Consider the following 24,521-nt stretch of genomic DNA (forward strand, 5'->3'; position numbering starts at 1 on the left):
ACATTCGCTGCGGCGCGCGGTGAGCGTGCATGAAGTCGCCACAGCATGCACGCTGACGTGTCGGCCCCAAGTATGGTCTTGGGGCCGGCATCGTCCCTTGTTAGAGCCCACTAACGTGGACGAACTTTTAGCCCACCGGAGGCGTAATGGCATCCGGTCTCCAAAAACTACGTGACCGTCAAAAGGCTCATGGTCTGTCTGACCTGGAGCGCCCTCACGGTCGTCCTCGCCGTCGTGCTGGGAGTTTTCGTCACTTGATGGGCGGGGGTCGTCGCCATCACAGCCACCGGCGCCTCCATTGACGGGCTGCCATCCGAGGAGGCTCGTGCGTTACGCGACCGCATGACGGAACTGGCCGAAGGCAAGGACGCGGCGCTGTGATCGAACAGAGGGCCAGCGAAGCGCGGAGCGGCGAAGAGGTTGTTGAGCAACGTCCCCACTGGGCGACTCCACTCGTGCGAGGCTGGATGATTATTGCAGCCGCTGCTGTGGCGGCCGCTTGGGATGTCACGTATCAAGATGACGGTACTTGGCGGAATCAAGCTGCCCGAAATCGAACAATCAACGGTACTGTTGCCGATCGGCGATGATGAGCAGGTACGCGCCGCCCTTGACGCCCTGTGGCCTAGGTTCCGACTAGACGCAGTGCCCCTCCATGGGATTCCGAAACGAGCGCGGTGGTTCCGGTGGTTTGATTAGAGAATCGTCGGCTGGGGGTTCAACGAGGAGGTCGTCGTGACGCGCAGGGGTTGTTTACCTGGACCGTCAGCGTCGTTCCTCATGCTCGGTCGCAGTCGGTAAGACTGTCCCAGGGGCCGATACAACGCAAACTCGGCTTGGCTGATATCGACGTGCATACCTCGTCTGGCCCAGTGACGGTCTCCTGTCCCCACCTCGACGCCATGGACGCCCAGGCCTTCGCCGTCGGTCAGATGGATCCGCCCGTGCCGCCCGTGGCCGGGAACTGTCACCCGAGTCTCCCCCGCACCAACCATCTACCGTTACGCTTGTCCACCATGAATAAGGTGCTGGGAATTGACGTTGGTGGTTCCGGGATCAAGGGAGCCCCGGTTGACCTCGAGGTCGGAGACTTTGCCGAACCGAGGCTTCGCATTCCCACCCCGGAGAAGTCGTCCCCCGAGAACATCGTTACCGTGCTGCGTGAGATCGTCGACAATTTCGCCCCCACCATCGGTGACGGGCCGGTTGGCATCTCTTTCCCCGCCCCGGCACGCCACGGCGTCATTCCCTTCATCGCTAACCTCGATCAGGGTTGGGCCGGCCTGCACGCCGAGAAATATATTAGTGACGCTCTCGGCCGCCCAGTGACCGTTCTTAACGACGCCGACGCCGCAGGTGTGGGCGAGGTCCACTACGGCGCTGCGAGGGGAGTACCGGGCGTTGTCGTTCTCACCACTCTGGGCACCGGCATCGGCTCTGCCGTCATCAATAACGGCATCCTGCTGCCGAACACCGAGCTTGGGCACCTCGAGATTGATGGTCACGACGCCGAGAAGCGCGCTGCCTCCTCGGTTAAGGATCGCAAGCACATGTCTTACAAGGACTGGGCGACCAAGCGTCTGCAGCGTTACTACGAGGTCGTCGAGATGCTCTTTTCCCCCGATCTCTTTGTCGTCGGTGGCGGTATCTCTAAGGACCATAAGAAGTTCTTCAAGTACCTCAAGCTCGAGACGCCGATGGTGCCCGCCCAGCTGTTGAATCGAGCTGGCATCATCGGTGCGGCCTGGCAGGCCCAGTGGCGTCTAGAGCATCCTGACGCCACCGAGGAAGAGGTCGTCAAAGCCGCCAAGAAGGCGAAGGACGCTGGTTGAGGCCACGTGAGAACTAGGGATCGTTCGTCGGAGTAGGAAGGCGAATATCTGCGGGGTCCTGGCCAGTCACGCACTCAACCCCACGTATCACTCGGTTTTCGTGCCGCGGAACGATGTGCGACGACCTTCCGCCACAGCATGGTGGATGCCATGACCACGGATGAAAGGAACTCATGACCAAGCAAGAATTCATCCTTACCTTCATGTCGGTTGCGATCTTCTTAGTTCTTCTTGTTCCTACGCTTATCTACAAGATTCGCAGGGAGCGAAAACTCCCCACCGGCGATCCCGCACCCGTGACTCAGGGGCAACGTTTCATGGCCTTGCTGGGTGATGCCATGTGGGTAGGCCTGCTTACGCTGGCAGGATGGGGCTTGTTCAGCGGCGCCACACTCGGGTATGAGTTCAACCACGTCGACCAAAAATCGGCCATTGAGCAGGCCATTCACTCCGCAGGCAGCGCACTCCTGCTAGGAATTAACGTCGGCTACGTACTGATATCGCTCGTGGGACGCCTTGGCGTCTCCCCCGGAACGAACTCCCGACAGCTTGCCTGGGTAGATTCGACCGGTCGCCCGGCTGGGCGCGGTCACACTTTCGTTATCGGCCTGGCTTTCATCTTGTCCATTCTCGGCAAGACGTCGGTCGGAATCTTTGCATCGATCGGTGGCGCCATCCTCTTCATCGAGGCGGTCTCCGTACTCACAACTAAACGCGGCATTATCGGCAAACTCATGCACGTGAATCTCGTCGATGCCAGATGCATCACGCCGCAACCATGCTGACTTACGCATCGCCCGCCCACAGAGGACGGGCGATCGTCACTTTCACCTGTTCAGCCTTGACGGGTGGTCTTCAGCCGCGGGTTCTTCTTATTGATGACGTAGACGCGACCATGACGGCGCACCACCTGGGAGCCGGGCTGGTTCTTCAGAAATCGCAACGAGTTCCTGACCTTCATAACCTTCTACATCCTTGACGATACCAATCTTATTGGTACTCGTTCTCACTATCAAACCAGCTCCATAGCCTGAGACTCAGCCCAGTACATCCAGCGGTAGAGACCCACCCTGTCAGCCATCGACTGCAAAGCCAACGCCGATTCTTGGCCATCATCTGTTGACCACATCGCAGCAGAGATCCCCACCCCATCTAGTCAAAATTCTGGTTGCTTACCTCTCAAGATCCCCCAGGTTAGCGACGCAACGAAGACGACCTTGATGATGTGCATACGATTCTCGGCGTGCTCGCGCATCGTCAAAGCATCAGCGCACACCCAAGTCGGATGAAACTCGTCAGTCAAACCATTAAAACCGGAACGTCGGCATACTCAGCCAGTTCCTCCACTACCGACCGATGACCCCCGGATACTCATATATATGACCCACAATCCGATCCGCATCTTTTACGGACTCCTTATGCCCCATATCGGATCCACTCGTCACATGCTCACCCTATCCGTAAGCCGCCACCTCGAGAGCACACCGAGTACGCGCCGACGCCTTCTTAAAAATCAGGGCATATTCTTCCTCGCAAGCATAGGATGCTCAGTTCCGCAGCACTTAGCCTCCTTAAACTGCGCAGCCAAACCGGCGATGAATTCATTTTACTCAGTACCACAAGTATGTCAACGACAACGATCTTCACAGTAAAATCCGTGACATAATATTCCTTCTTCGACGTGTCCATCTCTATCCGACTAACACATATTAGCTGCTCTATTTACGAGGCCTATCAATAATCCATTGAATCACGAGCAATTGGGTACGTCATACAATAATTTCCATCAATCATGGTGGCATGTAAAATCATCCAAGCCCAGCGAATTAACTACGCCTGCGGCGATAATTCTCTACACGGCATGAGCTGGGGACGTACCCCCCTTGCCAACGTCACCTCACGGTCGTACCGTGGTGATTAGCAGCTAGCCGAGGCGCTAGCCGCCATATAAGATTCCCAAATAAGAGGAGAAGCAATGCGTCGGTCAAGAATTGCTGTCGCTGCTGCAACGGCTACTGCGCTGGTCGGATCAATCGCAGCAATCACCCCCTCCCCCAGGCAGAAGCTAACTCCAATAGGCCACGCTCGGTAGCTCAAGCCGCTATCGCCACGAATGGAAAGGGGATAATCGACAAGGACTGCCGTGATGCAGTCATCAACGATGCAAAGCTACGTGCCGCGATTGCCGGTGCGTTGGTTAAGGCTGGATTTAGTTCCGCCGACGCGGTGGCTCTAGCGCCGCGTATTGCCAAAGAAATGGCAAAAGAGGGCGTCCTCCTCATCAACCACCACAAGCTAAAGGCTCTCATCGGAGCCCAGGTGGGTCTGCTCACTGATGCGAAGATCCAGCGTGCTGCCGCTGCAGTGGACCTCGGCATCAAAGCCACTCTAGCTGCGACAATCATTCCCAACGCGCTGCATTCAGCGGCATTCAAGGATGCGGTGGTCGCAAACCTTGTCGCCGCCGGCGTTGACAAGAAGTTGGCAAAGGCTACGGCTGTCGCCATTGCCGCAACTGCGCTCAATCCCGCTCTCGGGCCGATCGCAAAGACTGAGGCCATTAAGGCCGAGATCGCTGCCCAGGCAGCTCTCCTGGTGAGCAGGGGCGTGCACCTCAAGAAAGCAGCCATCGAACATATCATCGGCCGGAGTTTCGACGCTGCCGTTGCCACGGCAATCGTCAGTTCTCCCATCCTAAATGCGCGTATCGTCACCCACTTGGTTAGGGCTGGGATAGACAAGTCCCTTGCAGTCCAGATCGCACCTCGCATTATCGATCGGCTGGCCAAGGAGCCGCTTCTTGCGCTCAACACCGCCAAGCTCATGAAGAACATCACTCGACAGATTGTTGACGTTATCACCGCCGACAAAGCTATCAAGACTGCTGAGCAGCTCGAGAAAGAACTGCCGGCTCTGGACGACCTTGTGAAGAAGGCTTGCTCCTGCCCGAAGCCGACTCCTACTCCGACTCCCACTCCTACTCCAACACCAAAACCAACTCCCACTCCAACACCAAAACCAACCCCAACACCGAAGCCAAAGCCAACCCCGGCTCCGGCTCCGACTAGTGGGGCGACCTCTGATGAGTCGACCAGCCGCTCGGGAGGCCATTCGCAGGGTGGCTCCGGGACTCATTACATCCATCACGGTGTTGCCCCTGTGCTGACCCCACTCAAGTGATCTTCCGTCAACGGGATTCTGATCACCATCGGCGATAACCCCTTGGGGTGGTTTATCAGCCAATCACAATGGCCATGGCTCACAGTTCTTGTGGGCCATGGCCATTGTTTTTCAGCCACGAAATCGGCAACCAGGATCTGTAACAAGTAATCCCACCCAGCACCTCTGGGTTTTCACCACACCGTGTACGGCACCGATATGGTCAAGATATCGTCGATCCCGGGGGCAGCTCGGGTAGATCATTCCCGTTCTGGACTCGACAGGTCACATCCGATCTGGGGCATCAATACCCAGCAGGTCAAGGCCTCGGCCAAGCACCCGACGAGTAGCCGCGCACAAGGCCAGACGCGATCCGCGAACCTCGCCGGTACTACGCAACACCGGGCACTGCTCATAAAACACCGAGTAAGCGCCAGCCAATTCGTAGAGGTAAGTGCACAGCTTGTGCGGAGTTAGGTCGGTAGCAACAACCTCGACGATCTCTCCGAACCTCGACAACAACAGGGCCAACTGTTGCTCGGCTGGCTCGTCGAGGACGCTGATGCGACCCCAATCCATCGCATCCAGGTCAGCCTCAGGATCGACGTTCGGGTTGGCCTCAGCGGCCGCTTTGCGCAAGATCTGTGAGACGCGGGCGTGAGCGTACTGCAGATACGGGCCAGTGTCACCGGTGGTCTGCACCATCCGCTCAGCGTCAAAAACATAGTCCTTCTGCAAGCCGTTGGACAGGTCGGCGTATTTAATGGCAGCCAAGGCGATATTCGGGGCCGCGTGCGTCTCGGCCTCGTCGAGCAGATCCGACAACGACACTGTGCCACCCTCACGAGTCTTGAAGGGACGGCCATCCGGGCCAAGCACCATGCCGTAGCCAACGTGCTCGGCCTCGACGTCGTCAGGCAGGAACCCGGCCATCCGGGCCACCTGGAACAGCACCTCAAAGTGATGGCTCTGGCGCACGTCGGTGACGTAAATAATGCGGTCGGCCTTGAGTTTGCCAACGCGACGACGAATCGCAGCGAGATCGGTGGCGTCATATCCGAAGCCACCGTCCCTCTTACGCACGATCATTGGGGCGTCCTGCCCCTCGACGAAAACGCACAGTGCGCCGTTGTCCTCGACAGCCAGGCCGTCAGCCACGAGCTCGTCCACAACTCGCGGCAGGTCGTCGTTGTAGCTGGACTCGCCGGCCACGTCCTCGTCAGTCAGCAGCACCGACAGACGGGAGTAGGTGGCGTTGAATCCCTCCAGGGAGATGTCAATGAGAGTCCGCCAGATCCGCAGAGTCTCGGCGTCTCCACCCTGCAGTTTGACAACGCGGCGGCGCGCACGGTCAGCAAACTGAGGATCGGCATCAAAGGTCTTCTTGGAATCCTGGTAGAGCTGCTCGACACCGGACAGGTCGAAATCTTCGACGTCCATCCGCTTCTCGACGATGTACTCGATGAGCATGCCGAACTGGGTGCCCCAGTCACCGATGTGGTTCTGCGGGATAACGGTGTGCCCTTGAGCGCTCAAGACACGGTTGAAGCAGTCGCCGATGATGGTGGAACGTAGGTGACCGACGTGCATCTGTTTGGCGACATTAGGGGCCGAATAGTCGATGACGACACGCTCGGGTTTCTCAGCCTGGGCGATCCCGGCGTTGGGATCGGTGACGAAATCAGAGGCCACCCGAGCCAGAACGTCGGCGCGCAGGCGCAAGTTGATGAATCCGGGCCCGGCGATCTCGGGGGTTTCGCACAGATCCTCGATATCTAGCTTGGCAACAATGTCGGCGGCAACGTCGCGAGGTGGACGTTTCTCCTCCTTGGCCAGGCGCAGGGCGACGTTGGATTGGAAATGTCCGAACTGTGGCTTAGTGGCCGGGCGCAACTGCGGATCAACTCCGATGGCGGACTCGATGCGGGCAGCAAGCTGAGAGGGAAGAGACGACATGGCGGCATTATCCCACGAGAGGGCCAGCTCGTCACAGTCGGAGGCGCCACAGGCCCCGTAGTGACGTTTTTGGAACAAACACCGCTGCAAAGACGTTTGCCTTAACGATAACGATGTTTCGACAGGGAGGATCTATGAGCGTTCCATCTATCACTCTCAACGACGGAGTTGCCATCCCCCAGCTCGGCTTCGGCACTTGGAAGGTTCCTGCCAACGAGGCCGAGAAGGCCGTCAGCGCCGCCCTGGAGGCAGGTTTCCGCCATATCGACACCGCAGCCATCTACGGCAACGAGGAGGGTGTGGGCCGTGCACTCGCCGACTCCGGCCTGGATCGCAAGGACCTTTTCGTCACCACCAAGCTGTGGAATAGCTCCCATCATGCCGACGATGCTCGCAAGGCCATCGAGACCAGTCTGACCAAGCTGGGCCTCGACCACGTCGACCTCTACCTCATCCATTGGCCAGCCCCGGTCAAGTACGGCGATGCGTACATCGAGGCGTGGAACGCCCTGCAGGACTTCAAGTCTGAGGGCCTGACGCGTTCCATTGGTGTGTCGAATTTCAAGACCGAGCATCTGGACGCCATCGAGGGGGCCACTCCGAGCGTCGACCAAATCGAGATGCATCCCTCGTTCAACCAGGCGACCTTCCGCGCAGAGCTGGCCGAGCGCGGCATTAACCCGGAGGCCTGGAGCCCGCTGGGCCAGTCGAAGGACCTCGACAATCCCGTCCTCACCGATATTTCCAAGGCGACTGGAAAGACGCCTGCCCAGGTGGTCATTCGCTGGCACCTGCAGATCGGCAACGTGGTATTCCCCAAGTCGGTGACACCATCACGAATTGCCGAGAACTTTGATGTGTTCGATTTCGAGCTGTCTGACGAGCAGATCGCCGCAATTGATGGCCTGGATCACGGCAACAGGCTCGGTGGTGACCCTTCTACCGCCGACTTCTGATTCTGCAACAATAACCGGTCATAGCTTGGCCCCGGCAACGCGGTTGCCGGGGCCAATCGTCTGTCCTTACGAGTTGAGGGCTTCGCGGACCCCGTTATCAGTCTGCCCCAAAGTCGGTTCTCGCCGGCTGGCGACGTCCCAGATCATTTTGAGCCGGGACCCGAATTCGCGACCCCAGCCATACCACCACACGTTATCGCGAGGCTGGGTGCGATCGGGAACCCCGACAGCATCAAGCCCGGTCATCCGGCACGTCGCGACGGTACGAATCTCGTGGTAGTCCTGCGTCACCATGATGGCCCGGTCGACCCCGAAGATCCGTCGAGCCCGAACACAGGTGTCGTAGGTGTCGAGACCAGCGAAGTCCTCGACGATCCTGGCCGCCGGAACTCCCTTGCTGACGAGGTACGTCTTCATCACCTTAGGCTCGTTGTAGTGAGTCTCTCGGTTGTCTCCCGACACCAGGATGACCTTGGCCTTGCCGCTGCGGTAGAGATCCGCGGCAACGTCGAGGCGTCCTCGCAGATAGGCCGACGGGGTACCCGAGGGCAGGACTTGGGCACCGAGGACAATGGCGACGTCGCGCGGTTCAGTGTCAGCGACGTCGTGAACCTTGCCGTATGACAGTGCCGCAGCCAGCGTCCAAGGCCCCAACAGTGCAACAAAGGCAGCAATGCATGTCGACACGATCGCAGTGCGAATTGGGTGTCGGCGGCACGAACTCACACTCCCACTGTATAACCCGTGTTTCACTCACGGCATCCAGCGACTGCAATGGCACGTGGTAGCACAAAGAGGTCACCACGGCACCACGCCGCCTATCCAAAACTCTGTCGCTATCCCTACCGCTTATCGCCTTTGCGGAGGTTAACCACTAAGAGACCAATAATGACCACAAGAATAACGACCGTGACAATCAGTATCGAGATAATCCAAGACTCACTCGACATCAATAATACATCCACGCGCTAGACCTTCCCTTCAGTTAGCAACCCAGCAGTAATTTTCATAAACTATGACAACCCAGTTTGCCCTAGTCTGTAAGCTAGGCTGTTGCGTTAAAGTCCTTTACAGAGAGATCCAGAAACTTTGATCCAGAAAACACACCAACATAACTAGTAATTATGCCACCAAACCTCACATGAGAAGGAGATAGCCTTTCAAAGTGAGCATCAGAAAGACTTCCCCCGAAATTGAAGGTATGGACGGTATCCCTGCCGCCAAACACCACCCCGCAGTGATCACCGCCGATGCTCGCGATACCACGTCACCAGACCCTGGGTGGACGGGTCCTGGGTGGCCAGGGCCTCGTCGTCACCGCTGACCGCCGGGGCAATCTGCAGGGCGAGCTTCTTGCCGAGCTCGACACCCCACTGGTCGAAGGAATCGATACCCCATACGACGCCCTGCACGAAGGTGATGTGCTCGTACAAAGCGATGAGTTCTCCGAGGACCTTCGGGGAGAGTTCGTCGGCCATGATTGACGTTGTCGGACGGTCTCCAGCAAAGACCCGAGCGGGCACAATGGCCTCATCAGTGCCCTCGGCACGCACCTCGTCGGCGGTCTTACCGAACGCCAACGCGGCGGTCTGGGCGAAGAAGTTGCTGAGGAACAGCTCGTGGACGTCGGTACCGCCATCCTTGGTCGGATGGACTGGATTAGCCACCGCGATGAAATCGGCCGGAATGACGCGAGTGCCTTGGTGGATGAGCTGATAGAAGGCGTGCTGACCGTTGGTGCCTGGCTCACCCCAGAAAATCTCGCCGGTGTCGGTGGTCACTGCTGAACCATCCCAGCGCACCGACTTGCCATTCGACTCCATAGTCAGCTGCTGCAAATAAGCCGGGAAACGGTGCAAATACTGTGAATATGGAAGCACCGCATGGGAATGCGCATCCCAGAAATTGGTGTACCAGATGTTGAGTAGACCCATGAACAACGGCACATTGCGCTCCGGCTCGGCAGTGGCGAAGTGCTCGTCGACGGCGTGAAATCCGGCCAGGAAGTCCTCGAAACCCTTCGGCCCGATCGCGACGGCAAGCGAAGTCCCGACGGCGGAATCCACCGAGTAGCGGCCGCCCACCCAGCTCCAGAACCCAAAGGCATTCACTGGGTCGATACCGAACTCCTCAACCTTGTCCAAGGCCGTCGAGACGGCGACAAAGTGCTTGGCGACGGCGTCACGTCGAGCCTGCTCGGTGTCGGAAATCGCACCGGCAGCGACCAGGCCGTCAAGCAGCCACGCACGCACGCACCGAGCGTTGGTCAGAGTCTCCAAAGTAGTGAAGGTCTTAGAGGCAATGATGACCAGGGTCGTCTCGGGGTCAAGATCAGCAGTCTTGACGGCGGCATCGGTCGGGTCAATGTTGGAGATGAAGCGGCACTCCAGACCGTCCTTGACGTAGGGCTTGAGGGCCTCATAGGCCATCACGGGGCCAAGATCAGAGCCGCCAATGCCCACGTTGATGACAGTGCGAATCGGCTTGCCGGTGACTCCCTTCCACTCACCCGAACGCACCTTATCCGCAAAGGCGTAAATCTTGTCGAGCACCTCGTGAACATCGGCAACGGCGTCCTGGCCGTCAACATGCAGCTCGTCAGTGCGGGAACGACGCAGCGCGGTATGGAGGACGGCGCGGTCCTCGGTGACGTTGATGTGCTCACCGGCATACATCGCGTCACGACGCTCGGTGACGCGCATCTGCGCAGCCAGTTCGAGAAGAGCGTCACGAATCTCGTCGGTAAGGAGGTTCTTGGATAAATCGACGTGCAAATCCGCGACGTCAAGGGTGTAGCGCTCAGCGCGGTGAGGGTCGGCGTCGAACAAACGGCGCAGTTTATGTGGCCCGTCAGCGAAGCGGGACTTTAGGCCGGAGAGTGTGCCCCATGCGGGGGTGGACGTAGCGTCGATGGGAGTCTGCATAACCCTAAGCCTAGGAGATGGGGCAGTGCTCGTGTCGTCACACCATCACGTCGCTTCGCCTATCATATTCGCGATCGACTGAAGGAGGACGCGTGAGCGCGAAGTATCGTCGGGCTCTGGCCCTGACGTCGGTTCTCGTCATCTCGACGTCAATCCTCACCCCGCCGGTATGTCCTACCCCCACGCCTTGGTCGGTTTCGGCTGCCCATGCTGCGCCTCCGGGAGCCACGCCTCCTGGCAACCTGACGATGAACGCGTCCCTCGACCGGTCGGGCACCGTGCAGGCCAAAGGGACATTACGAACCCACACCAAGCAACCGGTTTCAGGGGCCCTCATCAACCTGGCAGTAGATGGAAAGCCCCTTGCCGTCGGCGTGACACACGACAACGGATCGTGGTCTGGCACCTTCCGGTTGCCTCCCACTATGCAAGCTGGCGCCCACGAGTTGTCCGCCACCTTCGACGGCACCGAAGGGGTCGGGGCAGCCTCAGCAAGCGGCACTTTCTCAATCGCTGCCCAACCTACTGTCCTCACCGCAGCCGTGAAACCGACGATCGCCGCCCCGGGAGCATTACTCAATGTCAACGGGACAGTGATCCTTCCCAGTCACCGTCGGGTCACCGACAGCCACGTAGCGATTCTGCTCGGTACTGACGGCCAGACGGCATTAACGGCCCCCACCGACTCCCAGGGCAATTATCAAGCCACGTTCCGGGTGCCGCTGGATGCCCCAAACGGCCCACTCATGGTCACGGTCAAATTGGTCGATTCCCGGTATGGAGTTTCGCAACAGGCGGTAACGGTGCAGGTGAAGTCAGCCAGCCCGACTCCTACTCCAACACTCACCCCCTCCCCTACGCCAACCAGCGTGACGCCCACCCCGTCGTCACCCAGCACCCCGGTCGCCACTCATGACAGTGAGGAATCCCCGGACGGCCGGATCCCTAAGACGTCGACTAGCCCTATTCCAACAGCGCGACGTAGCGTCGTGGACGCCTTCGGTGGGCGCAAACCGATTCTCATCCTCGCGGGAGTCATCGGGGTTCTGCTGCTCGGTGTCCTCCTCGGCTCCTTGACCCGCCGCCGCGGCGGCAACGTCCATTCCAGCGACGAGGGGGATGGCAACTCCCTCTTCGACGAGTGGGATGGCCCTGACTCGCACTAAAAGCGTCACCCACTGACCGTGCGATCAGGCGTCCGCGTCTGCAACAACCTGCAAGACCGAACGGCAGCGCTCACGCAGGGCCGAGACGATACCGTCCTCACAAGCATCCCCGACGAGGACGTCGTCAAGACAGACCGCAAGGGCACCTGCGGCTAGCCAGCGTCGCAACGCATAGGAGCCAACGCCACCGCGCGGAATGAGGGCAGCCCCGGGAGCCATTCGGGTGAGGATATCGCCGTAGCTAGCCGAGCCCATGTCAGCCGGGGCAACTTGGACGGCGTCAGCACCAGCGCCCCAGGCAGCCCGTACCTCGTTAGGGGTCAGAGCGTCGGGGGCGGCGGGGATACCAGCCTGACGCAGAGCATCAAGAACCTCACGGTTTGCGGCCACCGGGAGGGCAAAAGAGACCTTATCGTCAACAAGCCCCTGAACGTCCTCGACGGTCATCACGCCATGGACACCAATGACGGCGCGGCGACGGTAAATCCTCAGCACAGCGCGACGACGCTCAGCATCAGCGACCGGGAGGGCAAAAACGCGCACCTTCTCCTGAATCATCGCTTCAACAGGAGCCATAAGGTCAGCTGCGGGAACGTCAGGAAGTACCGCGATGATCTTTCCCGCCACCACTTCGTCGGGAAAAGCCAGTCGATCATCAGTGCGGCCCGAATCGTCAACCTCTGCGCTCATAAGTCACATCATGCCCTATGAGGGGCATCTAGCCGACACAAAGAGCGACCAGCACTCGGCCGCCCACATTTTTCGTGTCTGGGATGGAATAACACACGTTCGGCCCGTGTTGCCCTATATGTACGCCGGTGGTCGGCGCTTGGCCACCCCGAACGAAGGAGATGTTGCATGGCTAACACCGTAAATGTTCCGAATCCTGCTGGACAGACGACTACTAAGCTCGAAAACGCTGAATCCGGTTTCAAGGCCTCCGAAACCCTTGCCGCGAACCTTCAAAAGGTTCTCGTTGACTTCATCGCCTTGGAGTTGGTCGACAAACATGCCCACTGGAATATCGTCGGCCCCAACTTCCGTGACCTCCACCTCAACCTCGACGAGGTCGTCGAAATTGCCCGTGAGGGCGCTGACGAGATCGCTGAGCGTATGCGCGCCCTTCACGCCTCCCCAGACGGTCGTCCCGCAGTCGTAGCTGCGAGCACCACCCTGCCGGAATCCCCTCAGGGCGAGGTGCTGACCCACGACGCCATCAAGGTCGTCACCGCTTCAATCGAGTCCGTGACCGGCACTATGCGTGAGGTCCACGATCAGGTTGACGAAGAGGATCCCACCTCCGCTGACATCCTGCACGGCCTCATCCAGCAGCTTGAACAGCAGGCATGGTTCATCAGCGCTGAAACTCGCACTCCAACTGCTCACTGATTCACCAGTTCAGACGCAACCCATCGTTCACCATGCTGTGGGTCCCGAGATTATCTCGGGACCCACAGTGCGTATTCACGACCGCCACACTCGTCGGAGGCCGCCACTACATTGGGCACAGCCCCTTCTGAATCGTCCGCCCCAAGGAGACACCGTGCGACTGGCCGAAGCCCTTGACGACATGGTTGACGGTCGTGCCCCCGTCACTACCGACCGCGGGGAGCGTCAACCGGGCTGGGACTCTCCCGGTGCCCGCCCCCTCGACGCCAACATGGCGCTAGACCACATCGAGCGCGCCGTCGCCGCCGACGGCATCTCGATGTACGAGCACCAAGAAGAGGCAATACTGGAAATCCTGGCGGGGAATCACGTCATTGTCACTACCCCGACCGGATCCGGGAAATCCCTCATCGCTACCGCCGCCCACTTCGCGTGCGTCGCAGCCGGCGGGCGCTCCTACTACACCGCCCCCATCAAGGCTCTCGTCAGCGAGAAATTCTTCAGCCTGTGCGAGATCTTCGGAGCCCCCAACGTCGGCATGATCACCGGGGATGCCTCGGTCAACGCAGACGCCCCCATCATCTGCTGCACCGCCGAGATCCTCGCTAACATCGCTCTGCGCGAGGGCCATCACGCCAGCATCGACCAGGTCGTCATGGATGAGTTCCACTTCGTCGGCGACCCCGACCGCGGCTGGGCCTGGCAAGTGCCACTGTCCGAGCTTCCCCAGGCCCAACAGATCATCATGAGCGCCACTCTCGGTGACGTCTCCGACCTCTCCGTCGGCCTGACGACCGCCACCGGGCGCCCCACCAGCGTCATCACCGGGGTCGTCCGCCCCGTCCCGCTGGAGTACTTGTGGTCTATGAAACCCGACCACGAAGCCATCGAGGAACTCGTGGCCGATCAGAAAGCCCCGGTTTACATCGTCCACCCCTCCCAGAAACAGGCCGTAGAACGTGCCCAATCCATGACGTCAATGAAGTTGGTGAGCACCGAAGAGCGACACGCCATCGCCGCTGAGATCGCCGGTTTCCGCTTCGCGAAGGGGTTCGGATCGACGGTGCGCAAGTTCATCACCGCCGGGATCGGCATCCACCATGCCGGAATGCTGCCGAAATACCGCCGCCTCATCGAAACTCTCGCCCAGCAGGGCAAACTCAAGGTCATCTGCGGCACCGACACCCTCGGCGTCGGGATCAACGTGCCAATTCGAACCGTCATGTTCACATCCCTGACGAAATTTGACGGCCGACGCACCCGCGTCCTCAAGTCCCGCGAGTTTCACCAGATCGCCGGGAGAGCTGGACGTGCCGGATTCGACACCGTCGGCTACGTCGTCGCGCAGGCACCCGAGCACGTCATCGCCAACCACAAAGCCCTTGCCAAGGCCGGTGACGACCCCAAGAAACGTCGCAAAGTGCAGCGTCACAAGCCACCGGAAGGATTCGTCAACTACTCCGAGGAAACCTTCACTAAGCTCATCGAATCCACCCCGGAGACCCTCCATGCTCGCATGAGAATCACCGAGGCGATGCTGCTCAACCTGTTGCAGCGTGACGAGGACACCGCCCGGGCCGTCCAGCACCTTGTCGAGGCCGCCACCCCGGCCGTCGCTGAACGACGCCGTCTCTACCGCCGAGCAGTCCAGATTGGGCTGTCTTTGTTGCGCTCCGAGGTTGTCCATCGCCTCGAGGTACCCACACCTGGGGGCCGCCGATTTGCCATGAACGAGGCGCTGCAGGACGACTTTGCTCTCAACCAACCACTTTCGGCCTTCGCCAGCGAGGCCGTTGCGACCCTCGACCCGGATTCCCCCAGCCACGCCCTTGACGTCGTCAGTGTTATCGAGGCCACCCTCGATAATCCGATGACCGTCCTCATCGCCCAACAGCACGCCGCCCGCGGTGAGGCCATCGCGCACATGAAAGAGGACGGCTACGACTACGAGGACCGGATGGCCGCCGTCGAGGAGATCGAGTGGCCCCGCCCCCTTGAAGACACTCTGAACGCCCTGTTCGATATTTTCGCCCCGAGCCACCCGTGGGTCCCCGCCGACGCCCTGCAACCCAAGTCGGTGGTACGCGACATGTACGAACGCGCCATGACCTTTGGCGAGTTCTGTGCCCACTACAAGGTGCAACGCAGTGAGGGGCTCGTGCTGCGCTATCTCACCGACGCCTACCGGGCGCTGCGCCAGACAGTGCCCGAGTCCGAGCGCACCGACGAACTGAGTGACGTCATTTCGTGGCTCGGCGAGGTTGTCCGCTCCACCGATTCCTCCCTCATCGACGAATGGGAGGACCTCACCCATCCCCTCGACGAGGAACCCGAGGAGGTCCGCCCGGCGCGGACGTTCACGTCCAACCAACGAGCCTTCACCGTCATGGTGCGCAATGCGATGTTCCGCAAGGTGATCCTGGCTGCCGACGACGACTTCGAAGCTTTGGGAGCCCTCGAACCCGAACGGTCGGCCATGACGACCACCGCTTGGGAGGACACTCTGGGCACCTACTGGGACGAGCACGACGAGATCAACGATGGGCCTGACGCCCGCGCTCCCGGTCTGTTCATGATCGAAAACGAATCGAGACGACGCGACAGCCGGATATGGCTAGTTCGTCAGATCATCGACGACCCAGCCGGTAACCACGACTGGTCAATCACCGCGACCGTTGACCTTGACGAGTGCGACGAGGCCGACGACCTAGTGCTGCGTACCAGAGCGTTCGCCCGGCTGGACTGACGTTCGTCACCAAGTCACCGTAGGTTCCTCGCCCGGTCCGCCCATTCCACTGCCCGTCCACCTCGCAAGGTGGCAGGCATGTCGATCACTCGCTGATTACTGCTCCCCCGCCACGGCAGGGTGAGGGTGCGGTGGACCAGCTGGAAGGGACCGTCAACCAAGACGTCAATCTGGCCCAGCATGTCGGCCAATTCAGCATCACGACGTGCCTGTCTCATCAACGCCTCGACGGTGTACCCGGACCATGACCACACGTCCCACCCCATCTCATGAGCGGCGCGGGCCAACCTTGCACATGCACGAGGTTGACGGCTCGCCTCTCCCCCCGACAAAGTCAGCCCACTGGCCAACACCGACGAGTTCATAGCGGCGATGACCTCCTCAACGTCGACCTCCTGACCACCGCAGGGATCCCACGTCGCCGGGTTATGGCACCCAGGACACTGCAGCGGACACCCTTGGGTAAAGACCGTGAAACGGATGCCGGGGCCGTCAACGATCGACTCCGGCTCGATCCCAGCGATCCTCACCCGTGCTTAACGCGGTCTCTGACTTCGGCGCGCTTGGCGTCGTTGAAACGATCCAAAGTGCCCACCAGATATCCAGTGATGCGACGGATCCGGTCGAAGGGGCCCGATTCTTCAGCCCGACCGCATCCGGGACACTCGTCATCGATAATTCCGGTGTAGCCGCACTGTGGATCCCGGTCGACGGGATGGTTGATAGAGCCGTATCCGATGCCACTGGCTACCATGTGTCGCACGATCGCCACGAAGGCGTCGACATTGCGGGCTGGATCCCCCGACAGCTCCACGTAGGAAATATGGCCACCATTGGTGAAGGCGTGGTAGGGAGCCTCGATGGCGATCTTGTCTGCGGCACCGATGTGGTACCAGACCGGCACGTGGAAGCTGTTCGTGTAGTACTCGCGGTCGGTCACTCCCGGGATCGACCCGTAGCGCTGCCGATCCATTCGGACGAACCGCCCCGACAGTCCCTCAGCCGGGGTGGCCAGGGCCGAGAAGTTCAGGCCGGTGCGCTCGGCAGCCTCGTCCATACGTTCCCGCAGGTGACCAACGATCCGCAGGCCAAGCTGTTGCGCTTCTTCCGACTCACCGTGGTGGACTCCGATCAACGCCGTAAGCGTCTCGGCAAGCCCGATGAACCCCACCGAGAGAGTCCCGTGTTTCAGCACCTCGGCGACGGAATCATCGGCACGCAGCTCCTCGGAGTCGATCCATACCCCTTGGCCCATAAGGAAGGGAAAATTGCGCACCAGCTTATGAGATTGGATCTTGAGACGGTCGAGGAGCTGGTCAATGACCAGATCAATCATCCGGTCGTAAGAAGCGAAGAAAGCATCGACGTCGTGATGGGCTTCGATGGCCAATCTGGGCAGGTTGATTGACGTGAACGACAGGTTTCCACGCCCCCAGGTCTGGGCCCGGGACGGGTCATGCACGTTCGACATCACCCGAGTGCGGCAACCCATGTACGCGATTTCCGTCTCGGGGTGGCCAGGCCGGTAGAACTCGGCGTTGAAGGGGGCATCCTGGAAGGAGAAGTTCGGGAACAGCCGCTTGGCGCTCACCCGGCACGCCAGCCGGAACAGGTCGTAGTTGGGATCGCCCGGGTTGAGGTTGACCCCTTTCTGTACCCGGAAGATCTGGATCGGGAAGATCGCGGTCTCCCCGCCACCCAGCCCTGCCTCGGTGGCCTCCAACAGGCAGCGCATGGCCATCCGCGCCTCCGGGCGAGTGTCGGTACCGTAGTTGATCGACGAGAATGGCGTCTGCGCTCCGGCCCGCGAGTTCATGGTGTTGAGGTTAGCGATGAGGGCCTCCATCGCCTGGTAGGTCTGGCGTCGGGTCTCTTCGAGGGCCTGACGACGAATCCGCTCGGCAAGGCGATCGGTGTCGTCGACGAGTCCAGCGAACAGCCGCCTGACCTGCTCGTGCTCGGCAGCAAGACCAGTCTCGTCAGGTTCCAACGTCCATTCCGAGGCTGCTTCCCGCACCTCGTCGACCTTGTCCTCGTCGCCCCCAAGAACCTCGAAGATTCGTGCCAGACCGGTCTGGGCGGCGCGCTTAAAGGTCTTGGCGACGCCCGGTGCCATGTCACGATCAAAATTTGGCACGGCCTGACCACCGTGCTGGTCATTCTGGTTGGACTGGATGGCAATGCAAGCCAGGGCTGCGTATGACCCGATGGACTGCGGGGCACGCAGCACGCCGTGGCCGGTGGAGAACCCGTGCTCGAACAAGTCGGTGAGGTTAATCTGGCAGCAGGTAGTTGTCAGAGTAAGAAAATCGAGGTCGTGGATATGGATGTCACCGTCACGGTGGGCGGCGGCGTGGGCAGGGTCGAGTACCTCCAGCAAGTTGAACTGTTTGGCTGACTCGGTGCCATAGCGCAGCATCGACCCCATAGCGGAGTTGCCGTCAACGTTGGCGTTCTCCCGCTTGGCATCAGCTTCCTCTGCGGACGCGAAGGTGATCTCGCGCAGGGTGCGCATCAATGCTGACTGCTGGTCACGGGCGACGGTGCGGCGCTGTCGGTACAGGATGTATGCCTTGGCGACGTCGTCATGTCCCTGGTCCATGAGTGTCTTCTCGACGAGATCCTGGATGGTCTCAACGTCCGGGGTCTCCTCGCCCATCTCGCTCAGCCGAGACATGACCTCCAGGGCAACTTCAGATGCATGCAACTCGGAGGTACCAATCCCGCATGCCACGAAAGCCTTACGGACAGCCTCGACGATCTTCGTCGAGTCGAAGCGGATCACCCTGCCGTCACGTTTGCGAATGGACGTCGGTACTGCGCGTTGCTGACTAATGGTCTGGTCGTCTGGTTGAACGATCGTCGACATGCTCACTCCTCGAAGCAGCGCACAGGTGGAGCATGGATAGCCCCGGGTCGTCCCGCGCGCCCGTTGTCGTACCGGGTCGTTGACCCGGGTACTGGCAGGTATTCGGACTTCAGGGCCCTCCGTCGTTAGACGGGTTCCTACCGAGCGACGCTTCCCAGTCAGCTGGCCAGTGCGTGATGTCGCCGTCGTTCCCTGTTACCGCTGCGGGGCAGTTCCGGTTTCCCACCGGATTCCCTCTTGCCTCCCATCACCGCCACACGAAGGGTTATCCCCTACATCTGGTGCCTGACGATGGGAACCAGCACAAGATAAAGGGTATACGCATTGGTGGCACACCTGCACGCGACCCCCCGAGTTGCCACGAAACAGCGCAGAGTCTGGCCTTACAAACCGGTTTTCCATCCTTGTAGCGGCGACTGGCATGATGGACACACGCTCAGGGAAAGGACACTCCCATGAAAATCACCAGCACATCCATCACCGAGGGTCAGCCAATCGAACTGGCCTACGCCCACGCCGACGCGGGCGGCAAGAACATCAACCCCCAGCTCAGTTGGACACCCGGCCCAGAGGGCACCAAGTCGTACGCCATCACCATCTACGACCCTGACGCCCCCACCGGATCAGGTTTCTGGCACTGGATTCTCGCCGATATCCCGGCCGACGTCACCTCTCTTGGCGAGGGCGGCCCGCTGCCCGCTGGGGTACGGGAGTGGACCAACGATTACCAGGAGGAGGGCTACTCCGGCGCCTGTCCGCCTCCCGGCCCCGCTCACCGCTACATCCACACTGTCCATGCCATGCCGACTGAACACCTCGACATCCCCGACGAGGCGGCAAACGTCCAAGTGCGCTTCGCCATCCACACCACCGAGTTGGACTCGGCGTCAATCACCGGAACCTTCCAGCAGTCCTGAGCCATCCTGTACCGATGAGGCAGGTGTCGCGGGTGTCCGCGGCACCTGCTTGACTGACATCGTGAAGGTTCGGCAGGCACTTCTCATCGTCCTTGTCCTTTTCGGCCTGGTTTCGGTGCCCCTTTCTGCCAGCGCCGCACCGCCAAGCCCTACTCCGACGACCACCAGTACCGCGTACGTCAGTGAGACCCCGACCTCACGGCCATCGGTTGACGGGGGCCCGGGAGCGGGTATGGGCTGGGATTCGACCCCGGTGTCCTCCGACATGGCCGCGAGAATGGACTGTGCTTCGGTCATGTTTGTAGGCGTGCGAGGGTCGGGGGAGACCCCGCCGTACGGCGACACGATTACGTCAATCCGTGACGCCCTAGCGCAAAAGTGGCGAGGCAAGGGGACCGTTCGTCAGGTGTGCCTGAACTACCCGGCCGCTGACCCCCACACCTTGCAGAACACCCCGATGAGCTCTCTGCTCTTCGACTCCACGATGCCATCAACCGAATATTTCGATTCAGCAGCTCTGGGAGCCAAAAAACTCATCGCCTTGCTTAATACCGAGAAAAAGCAGTGCCCTAAGGAATGGGTGGTTCTCGCTGGTTTTTCCCAGGGGTCACAAGCCATCACGCAGGCCCTTGCCCAGACCGACACCCCACAGCGTCTAGCAGGTGCCATCCTGGTCGGAAACCCCGACCATTACCCCGGCCAGAACGTCCAGGAGGTCAGTGGAGACGCCGACCAGTCAGCAATTGGTATGGCCGCCATCCTCTACTACCTACGTGAGCGCGCGAATGCCACCCCGGGCGCTAATCGTGACGCCCAGATGCGGGCCATCATCGAAGCCACGCTTAGTCTGAGCCAAAACTCCATCAACCAGAAAGCCCTCGATGCCGACATGTCGAAGGCCGGAGCTGCAATTCCAGCGGAGGCATACCCGGAAACGTATTCGGTGTGCATGAAGGGTGATCCGGTCTGCGATACCGCACCGGCCCTCACACGCATCCTCACCTTGCAGTCGACTTGGCAGGACGAACTCAATCAAGGCCGTCCGATTCACATGGGCTACACCCGCACAGTCATGGAAGGGGCGTTGGACCGCATTGCTCAGCGTATTAACGCCATCGGTGCCGCCGAGGCAAAGGGGACTCCCCTGCCTCACGGGTCGACGGTGGCGGTGACGACTCGCGACTGGGGACCGCTTCAGATCGGCGTGGCTGTGGGTGCAGGTGTTGCTGGGCTAGGGGCGGGCTGGCTCTTGGGACGTGCCGGTCGACGTCGTCAGCGTCGCCGCCGTTGGCGCTAAACGGGTTAAATCTCGAAGAACCACTGCCCCGTGGCCACAACGCCAATGACATCGGCCAGCAGAAGAATACCGAAGGCTGCCAGAAGAGCTGAGATACCGCGGCGGACTGCCACCGCGTGACTTTCTCGAATACCCGTCACCATGCTGGCGACACGATCTGGTCCGCCAATGAGATACGCGATCACCAGGACAATCAGCAGACTATGGCTACAGGCGACCCAAATTAGCGATTCGACGACAGCCCAGCTCTGATGCGGAAGATGAGCAGCGTGTACCAGCATCGCCCAGAACGCTGGGTCGATGAGGGACGACAGTCCTACAAGAAGACCGCTGACAGCCAGAGCTCGAGGCGCCGTCGAGCGTGGCGCTGCAGAAGTATCCCCCCCGAAATCCTTCGTCGGCGCACCCGGACGCGATCGCCACGCCGCCCAGGCAACAAACACCACACCAAGGACGGTCACGAGGCACACCCACACCACGTGGGGGACGTGGAACCCATGGACGCCCAACCGAGTAAGCAGCGCTCCCAGACCAAGCACCCCGGCAATCCCAAAACCAGCGGAGGTCCCTACCGAGGTGACGAGGAGAGTCACGACCCCGCGCCGCCTGACCCCGAGCCCGAGTGCTGCCAACAGCACCAGGGACCCCAACGGATCGAATCCGGCGATACCGAGGGCGAAAGCCGCAGCGAGGAAAGACAGCACAGGGAAAGGCTACTCGGTAGCCATTTTTCGAATGGCATGAACTGCCCCCGCGTCGCGCAACAGAGAAGCTCCCTCGATTTCACTTCCATGCCATCTTCGTGCTACCATCTTTGGGTTGGGTTTGCCAGGTGAGCCCGATGCGCGAGTGGCGGAATGGCAGACGCGCTGGCTTCAGGTGCCAGTGTCCCTTGGGACGTGGAGGTTCAACTCCTCTCTCGCGCACAACGAATAAGAAGCCTCGGATCGAAGTCCGGTTCGAGGTTTTATTACGCTTGTATTTCATCACACATATAGTGCACTTGCTCCCGCATTCGTCAGCTGAGGGGGCTCTCGAGGCGTTTTAATCGGCTTTTTTGCCCACCATGGTGGCCGTTCGGCTTCCGTTAACAGACGAAAGTGCACCAACCTCGCTACGAAGTGGACCTGAGAGAACCCTTATTCCTACTTTATGTGGTGTCCGCCGGACAAAGCCGGCGCGAGCACCTCATCGGGTGCCGACTCATGGACAAGAGAGGACACACCATGATCAAGAACCGCCTCGTCGCCGCTGGAGCAGCAGCTGCCCTCGCAACTGGTACCGCCCTCATGGCTGTGCCGGCCCACGCTGCCACTCCGGCCCCTGCCCCCTCTGCTCCTGCCAAGCCGGGCATCAACGTCTCGAAGCTGCCGATCCACATCGATTTCGACTGCCTCAAGAAAAATGCCCAGGAGCGTCACCAGATCGAGCTCAAGATCGCCAAGATCCTCGTCAAGGACGGCACCGCCAAGTCCAAGGCTGTGGCCGTTGATTCCGCCAAGGAGATCATCGATACCGTTCTCAAGGACCCGAGCCTGCTGGCCAAACCGGGTGCTCTCGTGACCAAGATCGTCAAGATCATTACCGACAATGCTCTCAAGGCTTTCGGCGACACCACCGCCCTCGGCGATCTCAAGCAGCTCGCTCAGGACATCGTCAACAACCTTAAGGCCGCCAAGGCTTGCTTCGTCATTAACATCCCGGGGCAGCCCCCGAAGATCCAGCATGTCGGCCATCTCGGCGACCTCCAGTCCGCCGCTTGGCTTCCGGCCAGCCAGGTCCGCTGAGTATCGCTAACTCTCACGGTAACGCCATAAACCGAGCGACCATGTGACTCATGTTGCCCGACATGAATGGGGCTGCGGGTTTTCCCGCAGCCCTTTGTCACGTCCCCGCTTCACATGCGTAGGTGCAGCACTTATGTGCACATGACACTGACTAACATGCACGTCTAACCAAGTTCGTATGCGTACACGTTGGCAAGATATCAGATGAGCCTCCATTCATCTAGTGTCAAGGCTACGGCCATTAAGGCACAAACATCACATGCAAAGGAGCGTGGGACATGACCTTCACCAAGAAGCTGAGCGCACTGGCCATTGCGGGCACTATGGCTATTACCGGAGCCTCTATAGCGACAGTTCCGGCTGTAGCTGCTGACAAAGCTCCAGCCCCGGCCACTGCCACCGTCCAGTCGAAACTCATCACCGGGTACACCACCAGCACTGATCAGTGGGGCACCAAGCTCTTCTTCCGCAAGAACATCGTCCCCAACGCTAAGGGTGCCGTCGTCATCGTCCACGGCGCAGCTGAACACTCCGGCCGCTATGACTACCTGGCTAAGCGTCTCAACGACGCCGGCTACTCAACCTACCGCTTCGATCACCGCGGGCATGGTCGTAGCGCGCGCCCATACGTCGACAACGCCATCCCACGTGGCCACATCGACGATTGGAGCAACCTCGTCAACGACGTGCACCAGTTCGTGCAAATCGCCCACCAGGAAAACGCCGGCAAAAAGGTGTTCCTCTTCGGGCACTCCATGGGTAGTTTCGCCGTCCAATCCTACGGCGCTAAGTACCCGGGAACCGTTGCCGGCATCGTGAGCAACGGTGGTGGCATTGCCGTCAACCCATGGGGCCGCGACACCGAAGGGCCGGAGAAGGTCACCGCACACGACCTCACCGACGCCGAGAAGAACGCCGCACCCACGATCAGCCAACTCCTGCCGATGGATAAGCTCACCAGCTTTAACGGCATCCTGCTGACCCAAGCGGTGCGCCATCCCAAGGCCATCCACCTGCCCTCGACCGCCGCCGAGGCCTTCATCCAGTTCAAGAACCCGCTGGCGAACGGCGTTTGCACCGACCCGGCCGTCATCGAGGACTACAAGAAGGATCCCCTCAACAACAAGTACATGAGCCTCGGCATGGTCAAGCAGATGGGCGTCGCACAGGTGTACAACACCTTTAACGCTCCATCCTTTAGCGAGCCGACCCTTATCATGCACGGCGCCAACGACGGCATCGTCCCCTCGTACTTCGACGTCAACTGGTACAACGCCATTGGCTCTAAGGACAAGAAGATCATCGAGTGGGAAGGCCTGATGCACGAGACCATCAACGAGCCCGTCAAAGATCAGGTCGACGATACGATCATCAACTGGATTAACGCTCACAACAAGTGAGCACTACTCAATGATGTCCTCATAGCGGCTGAACCCAGGTATTCCCTGGGCTCAGCCGGTGCCGTTATACGATCACTAGGTAAGTGATAAATCACCATCACGTGGCATTACAGCGCGGCTTGA

22 protein-coding genes, 1 tRNA gene, 1 pseudogene and 1 riboswitch are annotated in these 24,521 nt (G+C 60.1%); of the genes and pseudogenes, 15 read left to right on the plus strand and 9 right to left on the minus strand.

The annotated features are described in order from the left end of the window. Positions 1-167: 167 nt before the first annotated feature. Positions 168-440 carry a hypothetical protein gene (locus tag LRP59_RS00615; protein ID WP_002518199.1) on the minus strand — a complete coding sequence of 91 codons (273 nt, stop codon included), beginning with the start codon at positions 438-440 and terminating at the stop codon, positions 168-170. Here LRP59_RS00615 and LRP59_RS00620 point away from each other — a divergent pair. The 4 genes from LRP59_RS00620 to LRP59_RS00635 all read left to right on the plus strand — a co-directional run bounded on the left by LRP59_RS00620 (position 378) and on the right by LRP59_RS00635 (position 2,617). After that, the gene (locus LRP59_RS00620; protein ID WP_252236802.1) at positions 378-590 is read left to right on the plus strand and encodes a hypothetical protein; all 213 of its coding nucleotides are present in this window, start codon (positions 378-380) and stop codon (positions 588-590) included. The two genes, LRP59_RS00615 and LRP59_RS00620, sit on opposite strands and share 63 nt — an antisense overlap. Beyond that, entirely contained in the window at positions 505-699 is a 195-nt protein-coding gene (locus LRP59_RS00625) for a hypothetical protein (protein ID WP_002533003.1), read from the plus strand. The genes LRP59_RS00620 and LRP59_RS00625 overlap by 86 nt, the downstream gene beginning before the upstream one ends. Before the next feature lie 50 nt (positions 700-749). Next, the gene (gene ppgK, locus LRP59_RS00630) at positions 750-1,832 is read left to right on the plus strand and encodes a polyphosphate--glucose phosphotransferase (RefSeq protein ID WP_002514552.1); all 1,083 of its coding nucleotides are present in this window, start codon (positions 750-752) and stop codon (positions 1,830-1,832) included. Between the two features lie 173 nt (positions 1,833-2,005). After that, positions 2,006-2,617, plus strand: a complete 612-nt coding sequence (locus LRP59_RS00635) for a membrane protein (protein ID WP_002514553.1) — start codon at positions 2,006-2,008, stop codon at positions 2,615-2,617. A 50-nt stretch (positions 2,618-2,667) separates the two neighbouring features. On the opposite strand, the gene ykgO is transcribed toward LRP59_RS00635, so the two are convergent. Further along, a complete protein-coding gene (gene ykgO, locus LRP59_RS00640; RefSeq protein ID WP_002514554.1) occupies positions 2,668-2,793 on the minus strand; it encodes a type B 50S ribosomal protein L36 in 126 nt (41 codons plus the stop codon). Positions 2,794-3,250: 457 nt separating this feature from the next. Between ykgO and LRP59_RS00645 the strand changes: the two genes are divergently transcribed. Continuing rightward, positions 3,251-3,484, plus strand: a complete 234-nt coding sequence (locus LRP59_RS00645) for a hypothetical protein (RefSeq protein ID WP_002530763.1) — start codon at positions 3,251-3,253, stop codon at positions 3,482-3,484. Between the two features lie 323 nt (positions 3,485-3,807). After that, a pseudogene (locus LRP59_RS00650) lies at positions 3,808-5,034 on the plus strand (adhesin). Between the two features lie 242 nt (positions 5,035-5,276). Here LRP59_RS00650 and argS read toward each other — a convergent pair. After that, entirely contained in the window at positions 5,277-7,025 is a 1,749-nt protein-coding gene (gene argS, locus LRP59_RS00655; RefSeq protein WP_002520742.1) for an arginine--tRNA ligase, read from the minus strand. A gap of 56 nt (positions 7,026-7,081) precedes the next feature. Here argS and LRP59_RS00660 point away from each other — a divergent pair, with 56 nt between their 5' ends. Continuing rightward, the gene (locus tag LRP59_RS00660) at positions 7,082-7,903 is read left to right on the plus strand and encodes an aldo/keto reductase (protein WP_002514559.1); all 822 of its coding nucleotides are present in this window, start codon (positions 7,082-7,084) and stop codon (positions 7,901-7,903) included. A gap of 66 nt (positions 7,904-7,969) precedes the next feature. On the opposite strand, the gene LRP59_RS00665 is transcribed toward LRP59_RS00660, so the two are convergent. Both LRP59_RS00665 and pgi read right to left on the minus strand, forming a co-directional pair. After that, positions 7,970-8,629: a vancomycin high temperature exclusion protein gene (locus LRP59_RS00665; protein ID WP_014604233.1), complete on the minus strand. Its 660-nt coding sequence runs from the start codon at positions 8,627-8,629 to the stop codon at positions 7,970-7,972. 515 nt (positions 8,630-9,144) lie between these two features. Beyond that, positions 9,145-10,827 carry a glucose-6-phosphate isomerase gene (pgi, locus tag LRP59_RS00670; RefSeq protein ID WP_002514562.1) on the minus strand — a complete coding sequence of 561 codons (1,683 nt, stop codon included), beginning with the start codon at positions 10,825-10,827 and terminating at the stop codon, positions 9,145-9,147. 248 nt (positions 10,828-11,075) lie between these two features. Between pgi and LRP59_RS00675 the strand changes: the two genes are divergently transcribed. Then, positions 11,076-11,993: a hypothetical protein gene (locus tag LRP59_RS00675; protein ID WP_032504799.1), complete on the plus strand. Its 918-nt coding sequence runs from the start codon at positions 11,076-11,078 to the stop codon at positions 11,991-11,993. Positions 11,994-12,017: 24 nt separating this feature from the next. Here LRP59_RS00675 and LRP59_RS00680 read toward each other — a convergent pair whose 3' ends face one another. Beyond that, positions 12,018-12,683, minus strand: coding sequence for a bifunctional 4-hydroxy-2-oxoglutarate aldolase/2-dehydro-3-deoxy-phosphogluconate aldolase (locus tag LRP59_RS00680; RefSeq protein WP_002514564.1), 666 nt, complete (start codon positions 12,681-12,683; stop codon positions 12,018-12,020). 168 nt (positions 12,684-12,851) lie between these two features. Here LRP59_RS00680 and LRP59_RS00685 point away from each other — a divergent pair, with 168 nt between their 5' ends. Together LRP59_RS00685 and LRP59_RS00690 are read left to right on the plus strand one after the other, a co-directional pair. Beyond that, positions 12,852-13,382: a Dps family protein gene (locus LRP59_RS00685; protein ID WP_002514565.1), complete on the plus strand. Its 531-nt coding sequence runs from the start codon at positions 12,852-12,854 to the stop codon at positions 13,380-13,382. A gap of 154 nt (positions 13,383-13,536) precedes the next feature. Next, a complete protein-coding gene (locus LRP59_RS00690) occupies positions 13,537-16,128 on the plus strand; it encodes an RNA helicase (protein ID WP_002514566.1) in 2,592 nt (863 codons plus the stop codon). A 14-nt stretch (positions 16,129-16,142) separates the two neighbouring features. Here LRP59_RS00690 and nrdG read toward each other — a convergent pair whose 3' ends face one another. Together nrdG and LRP59_RS00700 are read right to left on the minus strand one after the other, a co-directional pair. After that, complete coding sequence (gene nrdG, locus LRP59_RS00695) at positions 16,143-16,658, minus strand: anaerobic ribonucleoside-triphosphate reductase activating protein (protein WP_002514567.1); 516 nt, start codon at positions 16,656-16,658, stop codon at positions 16,143-16,145. Continuing rightward, positions 16,655-18,997, minus strand: coding sequence for an anaerobic ribonucleoside triphosphate reductase (locus tag LRP59_RS00700; RefSeq protein ID WP_252236804.1), 2,343 nt, complete (start codon positions 18,995-18,997; stop codon positions 16,655-16,657). Before LRP59_RS00700 ends, nrdG begins: the two co-directional genes overlap by 4 nt. A gap of 75 nt (positions 18,998-19,072) precedes the next feature. Then, positions 19,073-19,314, minus strand: a riboswitch (cobalamin riboswitch). Positions 19,315-19,452: 138 nt separating this feature from the next. Here LRP59_RS00700 and LRP59_RS00705 point away from each other — a divergent pair. Both LRP59_RS00705 and LRP59_RS00710 read left to right on the plus strand, forming a co-directional pair. Further along, positions 19,453-19,914: a YbhB/YbcL family Raf kinase inhibitor-like protein gene (locus LRP59_RS00705; protein WP_002522607.1), complete on the plus strand. Its 462-nt coding sequence runs from the start codon at positions 19,453-19,455 to the stop codon at positions 19,912-19,914. A 232-nt stretch (positions 19,915-20,146) separates the two neighbouring features. Next, positions 20,147-21,211, plus strand: coding sequence for a cutinase family protein (locus LRP59_RS00710; RefSeq protein WP_014604236.1), 1,065 nt, complete (start codon positions 20,147-20,149; stop codon positions 21,209-21,211). A 5-nt stretch (positions 21,212-21,216) separates the two neighbouring features. On the opposite strand, the gene LRP59_RS00715 is transcribed toward LRP59_RS00710, so the two are convergent. Next, on the minus strand, positions 21,217-21,915 hold the full coding sequence (locus LRP59_RS00715) for a membrane protein (protein WP_002514571.1): 699 nt from the start codon (positions 21,913-21,915) through the stop codon (positions 21,217-21,219). Between the two features lie 139 nt (positions 21,916-22,054). Here LRP59_RS00715 and LRP59_RS00720 point away from each other — a divergent pair. The 3 genes from LRP59_RS00720 to LRP59_RS00730 all read left to right on the plus strand — a co-directional run bounded on the left by LRP59_RS00720 (position 22,055) and on the right by LRP59_RS00730 (position 24,398). After that, positions 22,055-22,137 (plus strand) — tRNA-Leu (locus LRP59_RS00720). A gap of 279 nt (positions 22,138-22,416) precedes the next feature. Then, positions 22,417-22,998, plus strand: coding sequence for a hypothetical protein (locus LRP59_RS00725; RefSeq protein ID WP_002514572.1), 582 nt, complete (start codon positions 22,417-22,419; stop codon positions 22,996-22,998). A gap of 278 nt (positions 22,999-23,276) precedes the next feature. Further along, the gene (locus tag LRP59_RS00730) at positions 23,277-24,398 is read left to right on the plus strand and encodes an alpha/beta hydrolase (protein WP_002514573.1); all 1,122 of its coding nucleotides are present in this window, start codon (positions 23,277-23,279) and stop codon (positions 24,396-24,398) included. Positions 24,399-24,521 lie beyond the last annotated feature (123 nt).

The sequence above is a fragment of the Cutibacterium sp. 37298 genome, from assembly GCF_023838685.1.
GTDB classification, from domain to species: domain Bacteria; phylum Actinomycetota; class Actinomycetes; order Propionibacteriales; family Propionibacteriaceae; genus Cutibacterium; species Cutibacterium acnes.

Excerpts from the sequence above, each read along its gene's own strand:
- LRP59_RS00625 (WP_002533003.1), top strand. The coding sequence starts at position 505 with ATGTCACGTATCAAGATGACGGTACTTGGCGGAATCAAGCTGCCCGAA.
- LRP59_RS00635 (WP_002514553.1), top strand. The coding sequence starts at position 2,006 with ATGACCAAGCAAGAATTCATCCTTACCTTCATGTCGGTTGCGATCTTC.
- ykgO (WP_002514554.1), bottom strand. The coding sequence starts at position 2,793 with ATGAAGGTCAGGAACTCGTTGCGATTTCTGAAGAACCAGCCCGGCTCC.
- LRP59_RS00645 (WP_002530763.1), top strand. The coding sequence starts at position 3,251 with ATGCCCCATATCGGATCCACTCGTCACATGCTCACCCTATCCGTAAGC.
- LRP59_RS00660 (WP_002514559.1), top strand. The coding sequence starts at position 7,082 with ATGAGCGTTCCATCTATCACTCTCAACGACGGAGTTGCCATCCCCCAG.
- pgi (WP_002514562.1), bottom strand. The coding sequence starts at position 10,827 with ATGCAGACTCCCATCGACGCTACGTCCACCCCCGCATGGGGCACACTC.
- LRP59_RS00675 (WP_032504799.1), top strand. The coding sequence starts at position 11,076 with ATGAACGCGTCCCTCGACCGGTCGGGCACCGTGCAGGCCAAAGGGACA.
- LRP59_RS00680 (WP_002514564.1), bottom strand. The coding sequence starts at position 12,683 with ATGAGCGCAGAGGTTGACGATTCGGGCCGCACTGATGATCGACTGGCT.
- LRP59_RS00685 (WP_002514565.1), top strand. The coding sequence starts at position 12,852 with ATGGCTAACACCGTAAATGTTCCGAATCCTGCTGGACAGACGACTACT.
- LRP59_RS00700 (WP_252236804.1), bottom strand. The coding sequence starts at position 18,997 with ATGTCGACGATCGTTCAACCAGACGACCAGACCATTAGTCAGCAACGC.
- LRP59_RS00705 (WP_002522607.1), top strand. The coding sequence starts at position 19,453 with ATGAAAATCACCAGCACATCCATCACCGAGGGTCAGCCAATCGAACTG.
- LRP59_RS00710 (WP_014604236.1), top strand. The coding sequence starts at position 20,147 with ATGGGCTGGGATTCGACCCCGGTGTCCTCCGACATGGCCGCGAGAATG.
- LRP59_RS00725 (WP_002514572.1), top strand. The coding sequence starts at position 22,417 with ATGGACAAGAGAGGACACACCATGATCAAGAACCGCCTCGTCGCCGCT.
- LRP59_RS00730 (WP_002514573.1), top strand. The coding sequence starts at position 23,277 with ATGACCTTCACCAAGAAGCTGAGCGCACTGGCCATTGCGGGCACTATG.